Genomic DNA, 21,803 nt, shown 5'->3' on the forward strand with positions numbered 1-21,803 from the left:
GATCCGAATGGGCTCGCCGGCCACGACGTACGCCCGTCGTGGCCGGCGAGCCCGGTCTCCTTCCGCTCGACAGGTGCCGGTCGTCAGCGCTGGGCCAGCAGCCAGCGCAGGATGCTCTGGTCGTCGTAGGTCGGGCCGTAGGCCGCGTGGTAGTCGGGCAGCGAGAACGCCTCGTCGCCGTACTCGGTGTAGCGCAGCAGTTCGGCGACGCGCTGCGCCGGCACGCCCCGCGCCTCGTACGCCGACCGCAGCGCCTCCCGCGAGTTGCGGGCCAGCGAGATGTTGAGCAGGTGGTCGCTGACGCCGTGGGTGATCCACAGCGGGATCTCGGCGGCGGCGATGGCCGCCGCCTGACCGGCGCTGACCTGGAATCCACCGGTCACCAGGCCGGCGGTGAACAGGTCGGGGCGCTTGGCGAAGGCCTCCCACAGCAGCCGTGAGCCGTACGACACGGTGGTGGCGTAGACCCGTTCGGTGTCCACCGCGTGGTCCTTGCTGAACTGCTCGACCAGCTTGACCAGCAGGTCCGCCTCGGCCACGTCGCCCACCCGCTGGTTCTGCGGGGCGAGCACGATGACCTCCTCCTGGCTGCCGGTGACACCCGGCTGGAGCCAGGCCGTCGCCGGGATGTCGGCGGCGATCTGCACACCCGTGTTGTCACCGTCCCAGCCCATGCCGTGTCCGGGCAGCACGACCATCAGCGGGTACGTCCGGTCGGTCCGGTAGTTCTTCGGCAGGTGGTAGTGGTACGGCAGCACCATGCCGCCGCTGAGGTACGAGTCGTAGCGGAACTCGTCGACCAGCAGGTTCACCGGCGCCTCGGTTACTCCGTGCGAGGTGTGCGGCGCGCCCTTGGCCAGCACCGGTCCGTTGCCCTTGCCGTTACCCGGCTGGGCGTGCACGTCCTTGCGCTGGGTCACCCGGGTCGGCAGGTCCGGGTTCACCTTGACCGTGCACATGAAGGTCGGGCACTTGGAGACGATGACGGTCCAGCCGGCGTTCTGGTCGGGGTCCAGCTCGACGATGACGTACCGGCCGGGTACGGACTGACGGTCGGCACGGACGGTGGCGGTGCTGTTGGTGTACGTGTGGGTGATCGTCCGCTCGGTCAGCTTGGGCAGGTCCTCGATGGGGTTGAAACGGAAGTTGTAGCTGGTGTCGGAGACCGTGAAGGTCGAGTTGTCGAGCTTGCGGGGGTTGACCGTCGCGTCGTACTCCACGGCGACCGCCGAGACCTTCTGGCCGTAGCTGTAGACCGTGGTGATGGGGGTGATGCTGCGGATGCCACCGGTGTCGCCGCCGTGCTCCCGGGTGGCGGAGTAGGCGGCGGTGCCGGACGTGGCGAGCAGCAGCACCGCAGCGACGGAGACGAGCGTCCTGCGCAGTCTCATCGGCCCTCCTCATTGGACGCGTCCGCCTGGGTCCGGCTCGCGCGAGCGGCATTGCCGGGCGTCGAGAACAGCGGGCGCTAAACTGATTTAGCAGAGCATCGGCGTCCGCCCTTGGGGATGTCAAGACCCCAGGACCGGTCACGGCGCGAACACCGAGCGTCGACGGCGACGACTCGGGTAGGGCGGGTCGCGGGGTGGGCTGAACTGTGCACGGAGGTCGCCGTCGGGGGTGTTCGCGGGCCCTGGCTTGCCGTATTCTTCTCTGTCGATGAGCGTCGCGCGGTCGGGCGGCGCGACTCCGCGGCGAGGCCGGGTCATCACCGACCTGACCTGCGACGACGTAGTCGCCGGGTGGAGCGCGACGTTCGTTACGAGACCGTGACCGCGGTATTTCGAAACAGGTGTTGACCTCCGCAATGTGAGCGCTAACACTTGGGCCCCAAGTGCGACCCGCGCAGCCGCGACGACGGCGCGAGTTCCAGATTGGGGAAGCCAGTGAACAGAAAAGTCCTGGCCGTTCTCGGTAGCGCCGCCCTGGCGCTGAGCATGGCGGCCTGCAGTGGTGAGGGTGCCGGCGGCGGCGGAAACGACGGCGACAAGCCCGCTGAGCTGACCATCGGCGTCTCGATGCCGACGCAGACCTCCGAGCGGTGGATCGCGGACGGCAACTCGGTCAAGGAGAAGCTCGAATCCAAGGGCTACAAGGTCGACCTCCAGTACGCCGGTGACGACATCCCCACCCAGTCCCAGCAGGTCGACCAGATGATCACCCGGGGTGCCGACGTGCTCATCATCGCGGCGATCGACGGCACGGCGCTCAGCGGCCAGTTGCAGGCGGCGGCCGACGCGAAGATCCCGGTCATCGCCTACGACCGGCTCATCCGGGACAGCCCGAACGTCGACTTCTACGTCAGCTTCGACAACTACAAGGTCGGCGTCGCCCAGGCGACCGCGTTGCTGGTCGGCCTCGGGGTGCAGACCAAGGACGGTGGGAAGGGCGAGGCGACCGGGCCGTTCAACATCGAGCTGTTCGCCGGATCGCTCGACGACAACAACGCGCACTTCTTCTTCGACGGCGCGATGGACACCCTCAAGCCGTTCATCGACAACGGCACCCTGAAGGTGACCTCCGGGCAGACCAAGATCGAGCAGGTGGCGATCCTGCGGTGGCAGCAGGAGGCCGCGCAGAAGCGGATGGAGGACCTGCTGACCGCCAGCTACAACAACGGCACCAAGGTCGACGGCGTGCTGTCGCCGTACGACGGGCTGTCGCGGGGCATCATCACCGCCCTGCAGAACGCCGGCTACAAGGGTGCCGACTTCCCGGTGGTGACCGGTCAGGACGCCGAGATCGCCTCGGTCAAGCTGATCGACGACGGGGTGCAGAACTCCACCATCTTCAAGGACACCCGGCTGCTGGCCGAGCAGGCCGTCATCGCCGCCGAGGCGTTCCTGAAGGACACCACGCCGCAGGCCAACGACACCGAGACGTACAACAACGGCGTCAAGGTCGTCCCGTCGTACCTGTTGCCGGTCCAGACCGTGTACAAGGACGACATCAAGCCGGTCCTGATCGACTCGGGCTACTTCACCGCCGAGGAGGTCGCCGCCGGCCAGGCCGGCTGACGGCGCTGCCGGGCTCGGTGGCGCATCGCCGCCGAGCCCGGCACCACCCCCGCCCCCACCCGACGATCCGGAGGCTCAGGATGGTGCCTACCAACGACAACATCCTCGAGATGCGTAGCATCACCAAGACCTTCCCGGGCGTGGCGGCGCTCCAGGACGTCAACCTCGCCGTACGCCGTGGGGAGATCCACGCCATCTGCGGGGAGAACGGCGCCGGCAAGTCCACCCTGATGAAGGTGCTGTCAGGGGTCTACCCGTCCGGCAGCTACGACGGCGAGATCCTGCTCGACGGCGAACCGGTGCACTTCCGGGGCATCCGGGACAGCGAGAGCCAGGGCATCGTCATCATCCACCAGGAACTCGCCCTGGTGCCGTACCTGTCGATCGCCGAGAACATCTTCCTCGGCAACGAGCAACGCGGGCCCGGTGGGCTGATCGACTGGAACCGCACCAACGCCGAGGCGGCGAAGCTGCTCGCCTCGGTGGGGTTGGCCGAGAACCCGGTGACCCCGGTGGTGCAGCTCGGCGTCGGCAAGCAGCAACTGGTGGAGATCGCCAAGGCCATCTCCAAGAAGGTCCGGCTGCTCATCCTCGACGAGCCGACCGCGGCGCTCAACGACGTCGACTCGGCCCACCTGCTCGACCTGATGCGCCGCCTGCGCGACGAGGGCATCACCTGCATCATGATCTCGCACAAGCTCAACGAGATCACCGCGATCGCCGACTCCACCACGGTGCTGCGCGACGGGCGGACGGTGGAACGGCTCGACGTGGCCGCCGGCGAGGTGACCCAGGAACGGATCATCCGGGGCATGGTCGGCCGCGACCTGAACAGCTTCTACCCCGACCGGGTCTCCACGCCGGGCGAGGAGGTGCTGCGGATCGAGAACTGGTCGGTGCGGCACCCGACCCAGGACCGCCTGGTCGTCGACGGCGCGAGCCTGAACGTGCGCGCCGGTGAGGTGGTCGGTATCGCCGGGCTGATGGGCGCCGGACGTACCGAACTGGCGATGAGCGTCTTCGGGCGCTCGTACGGTCGGGACATCACCGGCCGGTTGTTCGTGCACGGCCGCGAGGTCCGGGCGCGCACCGTCGCGGAGGCCATCCGCAACGGCATCGCGTACGCGACGGAGGACCGCAAACGCTTCGGGCTGAACCTCATCGAGGACATCCGGCGCAACGTCTCGGCGGCCGGACTGCGTCGACTCGCCCGGTTGGGCTGGGTGCACGACAACGAGGAGATCAAGGTCGCCGAGACCAGTCGGCGCGACATGAACATCAAGGCGCCGAGCGTGATGTCGGTGGTGGGCAAGCTCTCCGGTGGCAACCAGCAGAAGGTCGTCCTGTCGAAGTGGCTGTTCACCGATCCCGACGTGCTGATCCTGGACGAGCCGACCCGGGGCATCGACGTCGGGGCGAAGTTCGAGATCTACACGATCATCAACCGGCTGGTGGCCGACGGCAAGGCCGTCATCATCATCTCCTCCGAACTGCCGGAGCTGCTCGGCATGTGTGACCGCATCTACACGTTGTCGGCGGGTCGCATCACCGGCGAGGTGCCGGTCGCTGAAGCGACCCAGGAGAAGCTCATGGAACTCATGGCGAAGGACAAGGAAAGCGTCGGATGACCAGCACCAGGCCCTCCTCGGTGGGTAAGAGGCCGACCGAGAGCGCTCCCGCCGCGGCACTGCACGCCGGCACCAGCGACCCACGTACGCTGATCATGAACAACCTGCGGCAGAGCGGCATCTTCGTCGCCCTCGTCGTCATCGTCGCCCTGTTCGCGTTCCTGACCGACGGTCTCTCGCTGAGCCCGGGCAACATCACCAACATCGTCCTGCAGTACTCCTACATCCTGGTCCTCGCCATCGGCATGGTCATCGTGATCATCGGCGGGCACATCGACCTGTCGGTGGGCTCGGTGGTGGCGCTGACCGGCGCGGTCTCCGCCGTGGTCGTCATCCGGCAGGGGCAACCGTGGTGGGTCGGCGTGCTGGCCGCCCTGGTGGTGGGACTCGCGGTCGGTGCCTGGCACGGCTTCTGGGTGGCGTACGTCGGCATCCCGGCCTTCATCGTGACCCTCGCGGGCATGCTGCTGTTCCGTGGCCTCACCCTGCGGGTGCTGGACAACATCTCGCTGTCGCCGTTCCCGGCCGAGTACAACCGGATCGCCGCCGGGTTCCTCAACGGCCTGATCGGTGGTGACGGCTATGACGCCTTCACCCTGCTCATCGGCGGCATCGCGGTGGCCGGCTACGTGGTGAGTTGCTTCCGCACCCGGTCGGCCCGGGTCCGCTACCAGCAGCCCGTCGAGTCGTTCGCGCTGTTCGTCGCCCGGATGGCGCTGGTCGGCGCCGTGGTGATGTGGTTCGCCTGGCAACTGGCCCACGCGCGGGGCCTGCCGATCGTGCTGATCATCCTGGCCGCCCTGGTGCTCGTCTACGGGCTGCTCACCCGGCGCACGGTCTTCGGTCGACAGGTCTACGCGATCGGTGGCAACCTCTCCGCGGCGATGCTGTCCGGGGTGAAGGTCCGCACCGTCAACTTCTGGATCTTCGTCAACATGGGCTTCCTGTCCGCGGTGGCCGGCATCATCTTCTCCTCCCGCTCCAACGGAGCGCAGCCCGCGGCGGGCAACATGTTCGAACTCGACGCGATCGCGGCGGCGTTCATCGGCGGTGCGGCGGTCACCGGCGGCGTCGGGACCGTCGTCGGGGCGATGGTGGGTGGACTCATCATGGCCGTGATGAGCAACGGCATGCAGCTGATGGGTGTGGACCAGTCGTTGCAGTCGGTCGTCAAGGGGCTCGTGCTGCTGGTCGCCGTGGCCTTCGACGTCTACAACAAGCGTCGAGCGGGCGCGAGCCGCTGACCGTGGCCAAGGTTCGCGCTGCCGGTTTCTCCACCGGGGCAGCCGGCCTGAGCAGGGCGAAGAGGTGCCGGAGGCGAGGCGACGCGGTAGCGCGGGGTAGCCGACCGGCGGGTGGGCCTGCGACCATGCAGTCCGTTACGGAGCTGTTGCCGGGGGGTGTCTTGACGACATCGGATGTGAGCGTTAACACTGAGGTCCGTCATCGGCCGGAGGTGAAGATGAGCGGTGTGGCAGCAGGCGACAAGTACGTCGTCGGCGTCGACTACGGCACCCTTTCGGGGCGGGCTCTGGTGGTCCGCGTCCGTGATGGTGCCGAGCTGGGAACCGCGGTGCACGAGTACCGCAACGCGGTGATCAGCTCAGCGCTGCCGGACGGAGGCACGCCGCTGCCGCCGGACTGGGCGTTGCAGGATCCGGAGGACTACCGCGAGGTGCTGCGCCAGGCGGTGCCGGCCGCGGTGGCCGCCGCCGGGGTCGACCCGAACGACGTCGTCGGCATCGGCATCGACTTCACCGCCTGCACCGTGCTGCCGACGCTGGCCGACGGTACGCCGCTGTGCGAGGTGCCGGAACTGCGTCAGCGTCCGCACGCCTGGGTGAAGCTCTGGAAGCACCACGCCGCCCAGCCGCACGCCGACCGGATCAACGCGCTGGCCCACGAGCGGGCGGAGCCCTGGATCGGTCGCTACGGCGGCAAGATCTCGGCCGAGTGGCAGTTCGCCAAGGGCCTGCAGATCCTGGAGGAAGATCCCGAGATCTACCAGCGGGCCGAGCGGTTCATCGAGGCCGCGGACTGGATCGTCTGGCAGTTGTGCGGCGTCGAGACCCGCAACGTCTGCACCGCCGGCTACAAGGGCATCCACCAGGACGGCCGCTACCCCTCGACGGACTACCTCACCGCGCTCAACCCCGACTTCGGCGACTTCGTGTCCAAGCTGGACGGCCCGCTGATGCCCCTCGCCGCTCGTGCGGGTGGACTGACCGCCCGTGCCGCGGCCTGGACCGGGCTGCCGGAGGGGATCGCCGTCGCGGTCGGCAACGTCGACGCGCACGTCACCGCCGCCGCCGCCCAGGCGCTCGACCCGGGCCGGCTGGTGGCGATCATGGGGACGTCGACCTGCCACGTGGTCAACGGCACCCAGCCCGCCGAGGTGGCCGGGATGTGCGGTGTGGTCGACGGTGGCATCAGCTCCGGAGCCTGGGGCTACGAGGCCGGGCAGAGCGGCGTCGGCGACATCTTCGGCTGGTTCGTCAAGCACGCCGCCCCCGCCGGGGTCGACTCGCACGAGCGACTCACCGAGTTGGCCGCCGCCCAGCCCGTCGGCGCGCACGGCCTGATCGCCCTCGACTGGTGGAACGGCAACCGGTCGCTGCTGGTCAACCACGACCTCAGCGGGCTGATCGTCGGGATGACCCTGGCCACCCGGCCGGAGGACATCTACCGGGCGCTGCTGGAGGCGACGGCGTACGGCACCAGGATGATCATCGAGGCGTTCGTCGAGGCCGGGGTGCCGGTCGACGACCTGGTGATCGCCGGTGGTCTCACCTCGAACAAGCTGCTGATGCAGATCTACGCCGACGTCACCAACCGACCGTTGGGGATCATCGGCTCCGCACAGGGCCCGGCGCTCGGCTCGGCGATCCACGCCGCCGTGGCCGCCGGTGCCCATCCGTCCATCCACGCCGCGTCGCAGGCGATGGGTCGGATAGCGGCGGCGGTCTACCAGCCGGACCCGGACCGGGTTCGCGCGTACGACGCCCTCTACGCCGAGTACCGGGCGCTGCACGACCACTTCGGTCGCGGTGCCAACGACGTGATGCTGCGGCTGCGCGCGATCCGTAACGCCGCCGTGGAGTCCTCGCCCCAGGAGGTGTTCGCATGACCGTCGACGTGTCCCGCCAGATCAGCGAGCTGCGCGAGAGCGTGGCCCGGCTGCACGGGGAACTGACCCGGTACGGCCTGGTCGCCTGGACGGCCGGCAACGTCTCCGCGCGGGTTCCCGGCCAGGACCTCATGATCATCAAGCCGAGTGGCGTCGACTACGACGACCTGTCGGCCGACAACATGGTGCTCTGCGACCTCGACGGCAACCCGGTGGAGGGGGAGTTGTCGCCGTCGAGCGACACCGCGGCGCACGCCTATGTCTACCGCGCCATGCCCGAGGTGGGAGGTGTCGTGCACACCCACAGCTCGTACGCCACCGCCTGGGCGGCGCGGGGTGAGTCGATCCCGTGCCATCTGACCGCGCAGGCCGACGAGTTCGGCGGGGAGATCCCGGTGGGCCCGTTCGCCCTGATCGGTGGCGACGACATCGGCAAGGGGATCGTCAGCACGCTCACCGGGCACCGTTCGCCCGCAGTGCTGATGCGCAACCACGGCGTCTTCACCATCGGGCCCAACGCCCGTGCCGCGGTCAAGGCCGCGGTGATGTGTGAGGACGTCGCCCGAACCGCGCACCTGGCGCGCGCGCTCGGGCAACCGGTGCCGATGGCGCAGGCCGACATCGACGCCCTCTACGACCGCTACCAGAACGTCTACGGCCAACGATCTTCGCCTTCGGCGAAGTCCTGAACCGGTCCCGGTCCGACCGGGGCTGTTGGTACCAACCGACGCACAGGATCGCACCACCAGCGCTGGCCGCTTCCGTACCTCCGCAGCCGGCGAGAACAACCGCACCCCCACCCGAGGAGATCCGATGAGGAACATGCGAATGCCCATGGCGCGTCGGCGCGCCATGGCGGTCGTCGCTGCCGTGCTGCTCGCCGGCGGCGTGGCGGCCTGCGGCAACAGCGACACCGGCGGCGACGGCGGCGACGACGGCAAGCTCGTCCTGGGCTTCTCCCAGGTCGGCGCGGAGAGCGGCTGGCGTACGGCCAACACCAACTCCATCAAGGAGGCGGCGGCGGAGGCCGGGATCGAGCTGAAGTTCGACGACGCGCAGCAGAAGCAGGAAAACCAGATCAAGGCGATCCGCAACTACATCCAGCAGAAGGTGGACGTGATCGCCTTCTCGCCGGTGGTGGAGTCCGGCTGGGACACCGTCCTCAAGGAGGCCAAGGACGCCGGTATCCCGGTCATCCTGACCGACCGCGCGGTGGACTCGGCCGACACGTCGCTCTACAAGACCTTCCTCGGCTCGGACTTCGTCAAGGAAGGCCGGCTCTCCGGCGAGTGGCTGGTGGAGAACAAGAAGGACGCGACCGGCGACGTGAACATCGTCGAGTTGCAGGGCACCACCGGCTCGGCCCCGGCCAACGACCGGAAGAAGGGCTTCGCCGAGGCGATCGCCGCCGACCCCAAGCTGAAGATCATTGCCTCCCAGTCCGGCGACTTCACCCGGGCTGGCGGCAAGCAGGTGATGGAGCAGTTCCTGAAGGCTCACCCGAAGATCGACGTGCTCTTCGCGCACAACGACGACATGGGCCTGGGCGCGCTGGAGGCGATCACCGCGGCTGGCAAGGAGCCCGGTAAGGACATCACCATCATCACGATCGACGCGGTCAAGGACGGCATGCAGGCCCTGGCCGACGGCAAGTTCAACTTCATCGCGGAGTGCAGCCCGCTGCTCGGCCCACAGCTGATGGACCTGGCCAAGAAGGTGCACGCCGGCGAGGAGGTGCCGCCGCGGATCGAGACCGAGGAGACCACCTTCACGCAGGAGCAGGCCAAGGAGGCCCTGCCCAACCGTAAGTACTGATGACGCGCGGGGCCGCCGCACGTGAGGTGGTGGCCCCACCGCGTCGCCCATTCCCGGACGGGCTGGGCGTCTGGTCCGACATCCCGCGCCACGCCGTCCGGCCGGCCCGCAGGCCGGTCCGGGCGGCGTGCCGGGATAACTGGCCCTTCCGCATCCATAAAAATTAGAAGAGGATCGATGGGATGACGGATAGTCGTCCGGTCCTGACGATGACCGGGATCAGCAAGTCCTTTCCCGGGGTGCGCGCACTCCACAATGTCGACTTCCGGCTCTTCCCTGGCGAGGTGCACGCCCTGATGGGCGAGAACGGCGCCGGTAAATCGACCCTGATCAAGGTGTTGACGGGCGTCTACGGCATCGACGAGGGCAGCGTCACCCTCGACGGCGAGCAGGTGGCCTTCAACGGACCGATGCAGGCCGCCGCGGCCGGGGTCAGCACGGTCTACCAGGAGGTCAACCTCTGTCCGAACCTGTCCGTGGCGGAGAACATCTTCATCGGGCGGGAGCCGCGCAGGTTCGGTGCCGTCCGCTGGGGCGAGGTCCGGCGGCGGGCCCGACAGCTGCTGGCCCGGCTGGATCTCGACATCGACGTCACCGCGCCGGTGGCGAGTTTCTCGCTGGCCGTGCAGCAGATGGTCGCGATCGCCCGGGCGATCGACGTGCAGGCCCGGGTGCTGATCCTGGACGAACCGACGTCCAGCCTGGACGCCGGTGAGGTCGCGCAACTGTTCCGCATCATGCGGCAGCTGCGTGACGAGGGCATCGCCATCCTCTTCGTGACCCACTTCCTCGACCAGGTCTACGGCATCGCGGACCGGATCACCGTGCTGCGCAACGGCACGCTGGTGGGGGAGTACCCGACCGCCGAGCTGCCGCAGCTCGCGCTGGTCGAGAAGATGATCGGTAAGGAACTCGACGTCCTCGAAGGCATCGAGGAGCAGCCCCGGCCCGAGTTGGCGGCCATCGAACGCGGCACGCCGTTCGTCCAGGTGTCGAAGCTCGGTCGTCGGGGCGCGGTCGCCCCGTTCAGCCTGACCATCCACGCCGGTGAGGTGGTCGGCCTGGCCGGGCTGCTCGGCTCCGGGCGTACCGAGGTGGCGCGGCTGCTGTTCGGCGCGGACCGGGCCGACCGTGGCGAGATCGAGGTGAACGGCACCCGGACGGGTCTGCGTAACCCGGTGCAGGCCATCGACCACGGCATCGGCTTCTGTTCGGAGAACCGCCGCACCGAGGGGATCATCGCCGACCTGTCGGTCCGGGAGAACATGATCCTGGCCATGCAGGCCGCTCGCGGTTGGCTGCGTCCGATTCCGCGCCGCCGCCAGGACGAACTGGTCGACCGGTACATCAAGGCGTTGAGCATCCGCCCGGCCAACCCGGAGATGCCGGTACGCAACCTCTCCGGCGGCAACCAGCAGAAGGTCCTGCTGGCCCGTTGGCTGATCACCGAGCCACGGCTGCTGATCCTCGACGAGCCGACCCGGGGCATCGACATCGGCGCGAAGGCCGAGATCCAGAAGCTGGTGGTGCAGCTGTCCGACGGTGGCATGGCGGTGCTGTTCATCTCCGCCGAGTTGGAGGAGGTCCTCCGCCTCAGTCACAAGATCGCGGTGATGCGCGACCGGGAACTGGTCGCCCACCTCGACAACGACGACACTGTGGACGCCGACCTCGTCATGCAGACCATCGCCAGCGGCACCGCACGTGAGGAGGCGAACCGATGAGCGACGCCGGGAACCGCTTCCGTCCCCTGCTCGGGCACCGACTGTTCTGGCCGGTCGCCGTGCTCGTGGCCATGTTGGCGGCGAACACCATCTACCGTCCGGGGTTCCTCGCCATCGAGGTGAACAACGGGCACCTCTACGGCACCCCGATCGACATCCTGCGGCTGAGCGCCCCGCTGATCCTGGTCGGGCTGGGCATGACCCTGGTCATCTCCACCGGCGGCATCGACCTGTCGGTCGGCTCGCTCTGTGCGATCAGCGGCGCCATCGCCTGCCTCTACATCAGCCGGGCACCGGACCAGAACAACCTGGTCACCGTCCTGACCGCGCTCGCGATGGCGCTCGGGGTCGCGCTGGTGCTCGGCGCCTGGAACGGCGTGCTGGTCTCCGTCATCGGCATCCAACCGATCATCGCCACGCTCATCCTGATGGTGGCCGGTCGCGGCCTCGCACAGCTGATCGCCGAAGGGCAGATCATCACCATCAACTCCGGCCCGTACCGGGCGATCGGGTTGGGGCACCTGCTGACCCTGCCCCTGGCGATCTTCATCGCGCTGGCCGCGGCGCTGCTGGTGGCGGCGTTCACCCGCCGCACCGCGCTCGGCATGATCGTCGAGTCGGTGGGCGGCAACCGGGAGGCCAGCCGGCTGGCCGGCATCCGATCGGGTCGGATCGTCTTCCTGGTCTACGTCGTCAGCGCTGCCTGCGCCGCGATCGCCGGGTTCATGATGACCGCCAACGTCTCCAGCGCCGACGGCAACAACACCGGCCTGTGGGTGGAACTCGACGCGATCCTCGCGGTGGTCATCGGCGGCACCTCGCTCGCCGGTGGCCGGTTCTACCTCAGCGGCACGATCGTCGGCGCGCTGATCATCCAGACCCTGACCACCACGGTGTACGCCATGAACATCTCACCGCAGACGGCGCTGCTGTTCAAAGCGGTAGTCGTCATCGCCGTCTGTCTCATCCAGGCGCCCGCCTTCCGGGCCAAGTTCCGCCGTCGACGGCGCGGGACTCCGCCACCGACGCCGTCGGCACCGCAGCCCCAGAAGGAGCAGGTGACAGCATGAGTGAGCGTCAGCGAGCGAATCATCGGCTCAGTGTGGTGGTGCCTCATGACGGCACGGAGCGAAGCGGAGTGCTGGCATGAGTACGACGGCTTTGAGCAGGGTTCCGAGGTGGGCCAAGGTGCCCCGGCAGCACATGCCGGTGTTGGCGACCCTGGCGCTGCTGCTGGTGATGTACGGCATCGGTGTGTCCCAGTACCGGGCCTTCTCGAACATCCAGGTAATTTTCAATGTCTTCATCGATAACGGTTTCTTGCTGGTCATCGCCGTCGGGATGACCTTCGTGATCCTCACCGGTGGGATCGACCTGTCGGTCGGTTCGGTGGCGGCGATGACCGCGATGGTCTCGGCCTGGTTGCTGCAATCCGGCCTGCCGGCGGCGTTGGTGCTGGTGATCGCGCTGCTCATCGGGCCGACGCTCGGGTTCCTGATGGGCTGTGCGATCCACTTCTTCGACATCCAACCCTTCATCGTCACCTTGGCCGGGATGTTCTTCGCCCGTGGCATGTGCACGTTCATCAGCAACGCGTCGATTCCGATCACCGACGGGTTCTGGACCACGATGTCGCAGCACCGGATCGGTGATCCGCGCGGCAACTTCGTCTCGATCAGCGTGTTGATCGCGTTCGCGGTGGTGCTGATCGCCGCGTACGTGCTGGCGTACACGCGTCTGGGGCGCAACGTCTACGCGATCGGGGGCAACCCCCAGTCGGCGCTGCTGATGGGGCTGCCGTTGGGGCGTACCCGGATCGCCGTCTACACCATCAGCGGTCTGTGCGCGGCGATCGGCGGGATCCTGTTGTCGTTCTACACGCTCTCCGGTGCCCCGCTGATCGCCATCGGTATGGAGCTGGACGTGATCGCGGCCGTGGTCATCGGTGGCACCGTGCTCACCGGTGGTTCGGGATACATCTTCGGCACGGTGCTGGGTGTGCTGGTGCTCGGCGTGATCCAGACCTTGATCACCTTCGACGGCAGCCTCAACTCCTGGTGGACCAAGATCGTGATCGGAGGCCTGCTCTTCGCGTTCATCCTGCTCCAGCGCCTCATCGGCATCCGCCACAAGTGACCGCCCCTCTCGCGGAAGGCAACCCCATGGCAACACACCCTGAACCCGAGGTCTGGTTCCTCACCGGAAGCCAGGCAATGTACGGCGAGGACACGCTCCGGCAGGTAGCCGACCAGTCCCGTCAGATCGCCGCTCTGCTCGACGAATCGCCGCACATTCCCGCCCGGGTGGTCTGGAAGCCGGTCCTGACCACCAGCGCCGACATCCTGCGGATCTGCCGGGATGCCGCGACGCAGGGGGCGGTCGGGGTGATCGCCTGGATGCACACCTTCTCGCCGGCGAAGATGTGGATCTCGGGCCTGGACGCGTTGCAGACCCCGTTGCTGCACCTGCACACCCAGGCGAACGTCCTGCTGCCGTGGGACGACATCGACATGGACTTCATGAACCTGAACCAGGCCGCGCACGGCGACCGGGAGTTCGGGTTCATCCAGACCCGCCTCGGGGTGGCCCGTAAGACGGTCGCCGGGCACGTCTCCGATCCGCGCGTGGTGGCTCGCGTCGGCGCCTGGACCCGGGCGGCGCTCGGCTGGTCGGCCATGCGCTCGTTGCGGCTGGCGCGATTCGGCGACAACATGCGCGACGTGGCCGTGACCGAGGGGGACAAGGTCGAGGCGGAGCTGCGCTTCGGGGTCTCGGTGAACACCTACGGCGTCAACGACCTGGTGCGGGTGGTCGACGAGGTGGCCGATGCGCAGATCGACGACCTGGTCAAGGAGTACGACGACACCTTCCGGGTCGCCGCCGAACTGCGGCCCGGCGGTGAGCGGCACGACTCGCTGCGGTACGCGGCCCGGCTTGAGCTGGGTCTGCGTACGTTCCTGGACGCCGGTGGCTTCCGTGCCTTCACCACCAACTTCGAGGACCTGGGCGGGCTGCGTCAGCTGCCCGGTATCGCGGTGCAGCGCCTGATGGCCGACGGCTACGGCTTCGGTGGTGAGGGGGACTGGAAGACCTCGGTGCTGGTGCACACCCTCAAGGCGATGGCCGTCGGCACCGAGGGTGGGACCTCCTTCATGGAGGACTACACCTACGACCTGACCCCCGGACAGGAACTGGTGCTCGGTGCCCACATGCTCGAGGTGTGTCCCTCGATCGCCGGTGAGGTGCCGAATGTGGAAATTCATCCGCTGAGCATCGGTGGTCGTGAGGACCCGGTCCGGTTGGTCTTCGACGCCGCGCCGGGGCCGGCTGTGGTGCTCGGCCTGGCCGACATGGGCGAGCGGTTCCGCCTGGTGGCCAACGAGATCGACGTGGTCGCTCCGCCGCAGCCGCTGCGCCGCCTGCCGGTGGCCCGGGCGGTCTGGCGGCCCCGTCCGGACCTGCCCGTTTCGGCCGAGGCGTGGATCACCGCGGGCGCTCCGCACCACACCGTGCTGTCCCAGGCGGTGGGCGTGGAGGAGCTGCACGACCTCGCCGAGATGAGCCGGACCGAACTCGTCGTCATCGACGCCGACACCAAGCCCCGGCGGTTCGCCGACGAGTTGCGCTGGAACCAGGCGTACTACCGGCTCGCCCGGGGTTTCTGACCGTCCCTCGACGCCGCGTGGCGTGCCGGGCGCACCTGGCCCGGACGCCGCGTTGGCGGCTGCCCGCTGCTGCGGGCGGCAACGGTCCCCGGCCGGCGCGCCACCCCCGCCGGCCGGGGACCGTTGGTCGTCGATGTTACGTCTTGACGAAGGCCGTGTTATCGCTCACAGTCATAGTGAAGACGGGCGATATCTGTGGCCGTCCGGGACCGGGCACGTCCTGAAGCTGGTGGGTCTATTGATCTCTCCCTTGGGCAGAGCGGTCATGTTAGCGATCACACGCCGCGATGGAACTGGCTGGCGTTGCCGCAGAGACCGTCCCATTGTTCGTTCTGCTCGCATCCTGAAGGAGGATCATGGTTGCCAATGGTGAGGTCCCACGGACCAGGCCAAGCCGACGCGGCCTGCTGTCGCGTGCGGTCGCCATCCTGGCGGCGATGGTGGTGGGTGGTTCCCTCGCAGCGGTGGCGCCGACACCCGCAGTCGCGGCAACGGTCGACACCAACGCGTGGTACGTGTTGGTCAACCGCAACAGTGGCAAGGTGCTCGACGTCTACAACCAGGCCACGAACGACGGCGCGCGGATAACCCAGTGGTCGCGTAACAACGGCGCCTGGCAGCAGTGGCAGTTCGTCGACTCCGGCGGCGGCTATTACCGGCTGCGTTCCCGGCACTCGGGCAAGGTGCTCGACGTGTACAACTTCTCCACCGCCAACGGCGCGTCGATCGTGCAGTGGAGCGACCACAACGGGACCAACCAGCAGTTCCGGTTGGCCGACTCGGCCGGCGGCTACGTCCGGCTGATCAACCGCAACTCCAACAAGGTGCTGGAGGTGCAGAACGCCTCGACCGCCGACGGCGGCAACATCGTGCAGTACGACGACTGGGGCGGGGCCAACCAGCAGTGGCAACTGGTGCAGGTCGGCGGTGGCGACGACAACCCGCCGCCCAGTGGCACGTTCACCAACCCGGTCGTCTGGCAGGACTTCGCCGACGTCGAGGTCATCCGGGTCGGCGAGGTGTACTACATGACCGCCTCCACCATGCACTACTCGCCCGGTGCCCCGATCCTGCGCTCGTACGACCTGGTCAACTGGGAGTTCGCCGGGCACTCGGTACCCCGACTGGACTTCGGCACCAAGTACGACCTGCCCAGCGGGCAACAGGCGTACGTGGAGGGCATCTGGGCCTCCACGCTGAACTACCGACCGAGCAACCAGACCTACTACTGGGCCGGGTGCATCAACTTCGCCCAGACGCACATCTACACCGCAACGGCCGTCGACGGCACCTGGAGCCGGCACGCCACCCTGCCGCAGTGCTACTACGACGCGGGGATGCTGATCGACGACAACGACACCATGTACATCGCGTACGGCAACGGCACCATCAGCGTCGCGCAGCTCTCCGCCGACGGTCGCAGCCAGGTCCGGGCCCAGCAGGTCTACCAAACCCCGTCGAACATCGGCACCCTGGAGGGCGCGCGCTTCTACAAGCGCAACGGCGCCTACTACATCTGGCTGACCCGCCCGGCCAACGGCCAGTACGTCCTCAAGTCCACGAACGGTCCCTTCGGCCCCTACGAGCAGCGCCAGGTGCTGCTCAACATGCAGGGCCCGATCTCCGGCGGCGGGGTGCCCCACCAGGGCGGCCTGGTGCAGCTGCCGAACGGTTCCTGGTACTACATGGCCTTCACCGACGCGTACCCGGGCGGTCGGGTGCCGACGCTCGCACCGATCACCTGGACCGCCGACGGTTGGCCGCAGGTGCAGACGGTCAACGGCGCCTGGGGGGTCAACTACCCGAACCCGCTGCCGCTGCGCCCGGTCAAGCCGCTCACCGGTGCCGACACGTTCGCCGGCACCACCCTCGGCCCGCAGTGGGAGTGGAACCACAACCCGGACAACAGTCGCTGGTCGGTGAACAACGGCCTGCGGCTGGAGACCGCCAGCGTGACCAACGACCTCTACCAGGCACGCAACACCATCACCCACCGCATCCAGGGCCCGACCTCGACCGGCACCGTCGAGATCGACTACTCGACGATGCGAGACGGTGACCGCACCGGCCTGGCCATGCTGCGTGACGTCTCGGCGTGGATCGGCGTACGGCGGGACAACGGGAACACCCGGGTGGTCATGACCAACGGGCTGAACATGAACAGCAACTGGGACACCACCAGCACCGGCAGCGAGATCGCCAGTGCACCGGTCTCCGGCGGGCGGATCTGGCTGCGGGCCAACGCCGACATCCGGCCCGGCTCCGGTCGGCAGGCGCGCTTCTCGTACAGCACCGACGGGGTCAACTTCGTCCCGCTGGGCAACGCCCTCACGCTGAACAACAACTGGACGTTCTTCATGGGATACCGGTTCGCCATCTTCAACCACGCCACCCAGGCGCTGGGCGGTTCGGTGACGGTCCGCCGGTTCGAGTTGAGCACGCCGTGACACGGCGGTGACCGGCCCGGCGCGGGATCGCCGGGCCGGTCACCCACCGGCCGGGGCCTGTCGTCTGCCCGCCGAGCGGACGACAGGCCCCTTCTGTGCGTCCACGGACCGTCGGACACCGCCTCGTACACATCGCCACTGCACCGCCCACCGCAGCCGGAGCAGACCGACCACTGCACCGCGTCACCGCAGCCGGAGCAGACCGTCCGGAGCCGGAGATTAATCGCCTGGACCTGGCGGAGGCCGCCCGGGCTGCGGCCGTCCGGCCGCCGGGTCCGCATCGCCCGTACCCGCAACCGCGAGGCCGCCCGTACCCCCGGGATCCGCTGGGCTGCCCGCCCCGCCCCCGCTTCGGGGCCGACGGACCCGGCCGTGACGTGGCGGTCGGGACGGGCTCCGCGTCCAGCGGGCGGCAGGCCGGACCTCGGGCGCGGGTGACCGGGTCAGTGTCGACGCCCGAAACACGGGTGCCGGGTGGGAAACTCCCACCCGGCACCCGTTCGCGCGCTACCGGTCAGGTGGCGCGGGTCCACTGCATACTGGACGCCGAACTGCACGTCCGCTGCTCCAGGGCGGCGCCGGGAGCGGTGGAACCGCCGACCACGTTCAGGCACTTGTTGCTGTTGACGTTGACCAACTGGTAGTAGCCGTCGCCGGTCGACCGCCAGCTGAACACCTGGTTCAGGCCGTCATGGCAGGTGTACTGGATGATCTGTGCGCCGTCGGCCGTGGAGACGTCACGCACGTCGACACACTTGCCGCTGTGCACGCTCTGCAGCCGTACGTTGCCGTTGCCGACGTCGAGGAAGCGCCACTGCTGCCAGGGGTTGCCGTTGCTGCTCCACTGGCCGATCACCGCGAGATTGTCGAGGTTGGGCTGCTGCACGTCGACGACCTGTCCGCTGTTGCGGTTGATGATCCGGTACGCCGTGGGGGCACTGCCGTTGCCGGCGAACTGCCACCAGTCGACGTTGAACAGGTTGCCGCTGCCGCCGGTGAAGCGCAGGTACAGATCGCGCGTACCGGTGGCTCCGCTGACCCCGCAGCTGGTGGTCGTCCAGTTCTGCCAACCACCGGTACCGGACACCGTGCAGGTGCCGACGATCGGGCCGCTGGCGCTGTCCAGTCGGATCTCGATGCGGCCACCGCTGGTCGCCGAGGCGACCCGCGCGGAGAAGCTGGTCGCGCCGTTGCCGAAGGCGACCCCCTTCACCTTGATGTAGTCGCCGTTGTCGATCCAGCCGACGTTCATGCCACCCTCGCTGGACGGCTCGGTCTCGATGCCGGACCCCCAGGCGATCGTCTCGGCCTCCTGGCGCACGTACGGGTTCAACGTGCCGACCTGCGGAGCCCCGGTGGTGGTCATGTTGATGGTGGGGATGGTCCCGTTCGAGTTGTAGGTGAACTTCTCCACCGCGACCGAACGGGTGTAGCCGCCACCGCCGGGTAGCGCCCCGTTGTGGTAGAAGAAGTACGACCCACCGGCGAAGTCGATCACCCCCGGGTGGTTGGTGAAGCTGGAGCCCTGCCGGGGCATGACCGTTCCCCGGTACGTCCACGGACCGGTCGGGCCGGGTGCCGTCGAGTAGCCGATGAACTCCGAGCAGCACTCCGCCGCGAACACGTTGTAGTAGAGCCCGTTCCGCTTGTAGACCCACGGCCCCTCCTCGTAGAGGGTGGGCCGACTGGCGTTACCGGTCCGGGTACCGAATCCCGCGGTGGTGAGCGGAATCTGGGTCGGGCTGCCGGAGTACGAGATCATGTCGGAGTTGAGCCGGACGTACCACAGGTTCGGGTTGCCCCAGTACAGGTACGCCTGACCGTCGTCGTCGATGAACGCGTGCGGATCGATCTCGCCGTTGCCGACGAGTGGGCGGCCGAGCGCGTCGCGGAACGGCCCGGTCGGGCTGTCCGCGACCCCCACCCCGATGACCATCTGGCCGTTCGAGCGTTGCCGGACCGGCACGTACCAGTAGAACTTCCCGTTCCGGGCGATGACGTGCCCGGCCCACGCGTTGGCGTCCGCCCAGGCGAAGGTCGACAGGCTCATCGGCGTGCCGTGGTCGGTCCAGTTCACCATGTCCGCCGAGGAGAAGACCCGCCAGTCGCGCATGGTGAAGTAGGTGGAGCCGTCCTCGTCGTGGCCGGTGTAGAGATAGATCCGGCCGTTGTGCAGCATGGGCGCCGGGTCGGCGGTGTAGATGTGCTGCACGATCGGGTTGTCCGCCCGCGCGGTACCGGGTAGCAGGGCGAGCGTGCAGGCCAGGGTCGCGAGCGCGGCGACGATCCGCCGCGCCGTGGTACGAGCGGTTGTCATGCCCGGCTCCACCGTTGGTTGGCGTTGCCGTGGCAGGACCACAGGATCACCGCGGTGCCGTTGGCCGTGCCGGCGCCGTTGACGTCCAGACACAGTGACGGGAAGCGGACGCTGCTCACCGTGCCGTTGCCGTTGAACGTCCACTGTTGGTTGGTGCCGCCGTGGCAGTCCCAGATCTGCACCCGGGTGCCGTTGGCCGCGTTCGTCGGCACGTCCAGGCACTTACCGAGGATCCGCAGCGACTGGCCCTCCTGGCTGATCTGCTGGTTGGGGTTGCCGTGGCAGTCCCAGATCAGGGTGCCGGTGCCGTTGGCGGTGTTGGAGTTGTCGAGGTCGAGGCAACGCCCGGACGCCTCGCTGCGCAACCGGAAGGTGGTCGGGAGCGGCGGGTCGGTGGTGTCGCCACCGCTGACCCGGTACACCACCGTGCCGTGCGCCGGGACGCTCGCGGAAATGGTCCCGGTGGTGGTGGAGGTGTTGTTGGTCCATGCGTCGAGCAGGGTGAACGAGCTGCCGGTCTTGCCGATCGCCGCCGCCGTGGTGGAGACCGTCGTGGTGGAGTTGCCCTGGTTGAACAGGGCGACCGCGACGTCTCCGTTGGCCAGACGCTTGGCCAGGACCCGGCGGGTGCCGTCGTGCGAGATCTGGACGGCCTGCAAGGCCAGCGGATCCTGGTTGATCGCGACCAGGTGCTGGTTGCGCAGGATGTTCAGGGTCGCCGTGCTGGCCGAGCGCAGGTCGTTGCCCATCATCAGCGGGGCCGCCATGATCGCCCACAGGGCGAAGTGGCTGCGCATCTCGGTGTCGTTCATGCCACCGTTGCCGACCTCCAGCATGTCCGGGTCGTTGAATCCGCCCGGTCCGGCGTAGCCGGCCAGCGGCACGTTGACGTTGACGATGTTCTGGATACCCATCGGGTAGCCGTTGGTCTGACCGCTGTCCCAGGTGTTGGTGATGTCCTCGGTGGTGCGCCAGAGGTTCGCCACGTCGCTCCAGTTGCGCTGCGGCCCGGTCTTCTCGTGGATGCTGTTCGAGTTGATGCTGTAGACGATCGGCCGGCCGGTGGCCGCCAATGCGTCACGCATGATGCTGAACCGCGCCACCTGGTCGTTGATGGTCCCGGTGGGGGAGCACCAGTCGTACTTGAGGTAGTCCACGCCCCAGGCGGCGAACTGCCGGGCGTCCTGGTACTCGTGGCCAAGGCTGCCGGTGGCGCCGGGGAAGGAGTTGAAGTACTGCGCGCAGGTGCGGTCCAGCGGGACCTGGTAGATGCCGAACAGCAGGCCGCGCGAGTGCAGGTAGTCGCCGAGGGCCTTCATGCCGCTGGGGAACCGCTGCGGGTGGGCCTGGAGGTTGCCCTGCGCGTCCCGGTTTGGGTTGAACCAGCAGTCGTCGACGACGACGTACTTGTAGCCGAGGTCGCGCAGACCGTGGTCGACGATCGCGTCGGCCATCTGGCGGATGAGAGTCTCGTTGATGTTGCAGCCGAACGTGTTCCAGGTGTTCCAGCCCATCGGCGGGGTGCGGGCCACGCCGTTGTTGAGCGCCTGGGCCGGCTTGGGGGAGACGACCCCGTCGGCGAAGCTCGCGGTGAGCGTCACCGCCAGGATGCCGAGGGCGGCGGTCAGCCACCTTCTTGCGCTACGCACGTTGAATTCCTCCTTGTCGGTGCGGTGATCGGTGCGGCCACCGGTCGCCGGTCAGGCGGCGTCGGCGGGGGTGCGGCCGTGGAGCTGTGTTGGTGGAGCCCGGACACCCCGCCGCGCTCACTCGCGCGCTCGTCCGGGGCCGACGCGACCCCCGGGTGGCACCGGATCGTCGCGCTGTTTCGGGCCTGGACGGGGCAGCCCCGGCGTTGCCGACAGGTGCCGTTCCGATGACAGGAATGTTATCGCTATCATCAATGCCTGTAAATTGTCTGGGCGGTCCGGTACGCGCACTCTCGTCAGGCCCCGCGCGGACGGCCGACCGAGCACGACAAAGGCGAGTGTGACCGCTAACAGAGCGCGTCGGAGGAAATGTCGACTCGACTCGGTCGGGGCGGCGGCCACCGGATCGGTTGC

General features: G+C 68.2%; 14 protein-coding genes. 11 read left to right on the forward strand and 3 right to left on the reverse strand.

The window, feature by feature from the left end; translation table 11 throughout:
* Positions 1 to 83 precede the first annotated feature (83 nt).
* Positions 84 to 1,391 (reverse strand): hypothetical protein, encoded by a 1,308-nt coding sequence (locus tag ACLQ2S_RS08645; protein ID WP_155216550.1) that lies wholly within the window; start codon positions 1,389 to 1,391, stop codon positions 84 to 86.
* Positions 1,392 to 1,886: 495 nt separating this feature from the next.
* Between ACLQ2S_RS08645 and chvE the strand changes: the two genes are divergently transcribed.
* From chvE to ACLQ2S_RS08700, 11 genes are all read left to right on the forward strand, one after another.
* Positions 1,887 to 3,017 (forward strand): multiple monosaccharide ABC transporter substrate-binding protein, encoded by a 1,131-nt coding sequence (gene chvE / locus ACLQ2S_RS08650; protein WP_309223002.1) that lies wholly within the window; start codon positions 1,887 to 1,889, stop codon positions 3,015 to 3,017.
* 110 nt (positions 3,018 to 3,127) lie between these two features.
* Complete coding sequence (gene mmsA / locus ACLQ2S_RS08655) at positions 3,128 to 4,645, forward strand: multiple monosaccharide ABC transporter ATP-binding protein (protein ID WP_305070130.1); 1,518 nt, start codon at positions 3,128 to 3,130, stop codon at positions 4,643 to 4,645.
* Entirely contained in the window at positions 4,642 to 5,889 is a 1,248-nt protein-coding gene (gene mmsB / locus ACLQ2S_RS08660) for a multiple monosaccharide ABC transporter permease (RefSeq protein WP_155216546.1), read from the forward strand. The genes mmsA and mmsB overlap by 4 nt, the downstream gene beginning before the upstream one ends.
* 218 nt (positions 5,890 to 6,107) lie before the next feature.
* Positions 6,108 to 7,772 (forward strand): ribulokinase, encoded by a 1,665-nt coding sequence (gene araB / locus ACLQ2S_RS08665; RefSeq protein ID WP_155216544.1) that lies wholly within the window; start codon positions 6,108 to 6,110, stop codon positions 7,770 to 7,772.
* The gene (locus ACLQ2S_RS08670) at positions 7,769 to 8,461 is read left to right on the forward strand and encodes an L-ribulose-5-phosphate 4-epimerase (protein ID WP_155216542.1); all 693 of its coding nucleotides are present in this window, start codon (positions 7,769 to 7,771) and stop codon (positions 8,459 to 8,461) included. Before araB ends, ACLQ2S_RS08670 begins: the two co-directional genes overlap by 4 nt.
* Positions 8,462 to 8,585: 124 nt before the next feature.
* A complete protein-coding gene (locus ACLQ2S_RS08675) occupies positions 8,586 to 9,587 on the forward strand; it encodes an ABC transporter substrate-binding protein (protein ID WP_375335319.1) in 1,002 nt (333 codons plus the stop codon).
* Positions 9,588 to 9,769: 182 nt separating this feature from the next.
* Complete coding sequence (locus ACLQ2S_RS08680; RefSeq protein ID WP_425701477.1) at positions 9,770 to 11,311, forward strand: sugar ABC transporter ATP-binding protein; 1,542 nt, start codon at positions 9,770 to 9,772, stop codon at positions 11,309 to 11,311.
* Complete coding sequence (locus tag ACLQ2S_RS08685) at positions 11,308 to 12,381, forward strand: ABC transporter permease (protein ID WP_155216538.1); 1,074 nt, start codon at positions 11,308 to 11,310, stop codon at positions 12,379 to 12,381. Before ACLQ2S_RS08680 ends, ACLQ2S_RS08685 begins: the two co-directional genes overlap by 4 nt.
* Before the next feature lie 76 nt (positions 12,382 to 12,457).
* The gene (yjfF, locus tag ACLQ2S_RS08690) at positions 12,458 to 13,447 is read left to right on the forward strand and encodes a galactofuranose ABC transporter, permease protein YjfF (protein WP_155216535.1); all 990 of its coding nucleotides are present in this window, start codon (positions 12,458 to 12,460) and stop codon (positions 13,445 to 13,447) included.
* A gap of 26 nt (positions 13,448 to 13,473) precedes the next feature.
* Positions 13,474 to 14,976 (forward strand): L-arabinose isomerase, encoded by a 1,503-nt coding sequence (araA, locus tag ACLQ2S_RS08695; RefSeq protein ID WP_425701478.1) that lies wholly within the window; start codon positions 13,474 to 13,476, stop codon positions 14,974 to 14,976.
* A 356-nt stretch (positions 14,977 to 15,332) separates the two neighbouring features.
* Complete coding sequence (locus ACLQ2S_RS08700) at positions 15,333 to 17,423, forward strand: RICIN domain-containing protein (protein WP_155216531.1); 2,091 nt, start codon at positions 15,333 to 15,335, stop codon at positions 17,421 to 17,423.
* 514 nt (positions 17,424 to 17,937) lie between these two features.
* On the opposite strand, the gene ACLQ2S_RS08705 is transcribed toward ACLQ2S_RS08700, so the two are convergent.
* Positions 17,938 to 19,740, reverse strand: a complete 1,803-nt coding sequence (locus ACLQ2S_RS08705; protein ID WP_425701479.1) for a family 43 glycosylhydrolase — start codon at positions 19,738 to 19,740, stop codon at positions 17,938 to 17,940.
* On the reverse strand, positions 19,737 to 21,389 hold the full coding sequence (locus ACLQ2S_RS08710; RefSeq protein ID WP_425701480.1) for a glycoside hydrolase family 27 protein: 1,653 nt from the start codon (positions 21,387 to 21,389) through the stop codon (positions 19,737 to 19,739). Before ACLQ2S_RS08710 ends, ACLQ2S_RS08705 begins: the two co-directional genes overlap by 4 nt.
* Between the last annotated feature and the right edge of the window lie 414 nt (positions 21,390 to 21,803).

This window comes from Micromonospora sp. DT48 (assembly GCF_049844495.1).
GTDB lineage: Bacteria > Actinomycetota > Actinomycetes > Mycobacteriales > Micromonosporaceae > Micromonospora.

Coding starts and splice junctions, on each gene's coding strand:
- ACLQ2S_RS08700 (WP_155216531.1), top strand. CDS start 15,333: ATGGTTGCCAATGGTGAGGTCCCACGGACCAGGCCAAGCCGACGCGGC.
- ACLQ2S_RS08670 (WP_155216542.1), top strand. CDS start 7,769: ATGACCGTCGACGTGTCCCGCCAGATCAGCGAGCTGCGCGAGAGCGTG.
- ACLQ2S_RS08705 (WP_425701479.1), bottom strand. CDS start 19,740: ATGACAACCGCTCGTACCACGGCGCGGCGGATCGTCGCCGCGCTCGCG.
- ACLQ2S_RS08675 (WP_375335319.1), top strand. CDS start 8,586: ATGAGGAACATGCGAATGCCCATGGCGCGTCGGCGCGCCATGGCGGTC.
- mmsA (WP_305070130.1), top strand. CDS start 3,128: ATGCGTAGCATCACCAAGACCTTCCCGGGCGTGGCGGCGCTCCAGGAC.
- ACLQ2S_RS08685 (WP_155216538.1), top strand. CDS start 11,308: ATGAGCGACGCCGGGAACCGCTTCCGTCCCCTGCTCGGGCACCGACTG.
- mmsB (WP_155216546.1), top strand. CDS start 4,642: ATGACCAGCACCAGGCCCTCCTCGGTGGGTAAGAGGCCGACCGAGAGC.
- ACLQ2S_RS08645 (WP_155216550.1), bottom strand. CDS start 1,391: ATGAGACTGCGCAGGACGCTCGTCTCCGTCGCTGCGGTGCTGCTGCTC.
- ACLQ2S_RS08680 (WP_425701477.1), top strand. CDS start 9,770: ATGACGGATAGTCGTCCGGTCCTGACGATGACCGGGATCAGCAAGTCC.
- araB (WP_155216544.1), top strand. CDS start 6,108: ATGAGCGGTGTGGCAGCAGGCGACAAGTACGTCGTCGGCGTCGACTAC.
- araA (WP_425701478.1), top strand. CDS start 13,474: ATGGCAACACACCCTGAACCCGAGGTCTGGTTCCTCACCGGAAGCCAG.
- yjfF (WP_155216535.1), top strand. CDS start 12,458: ATGAGTACGACGGCTTTGAGCAGGGTTCCGAGGTGGGCCAAGGTGCCC.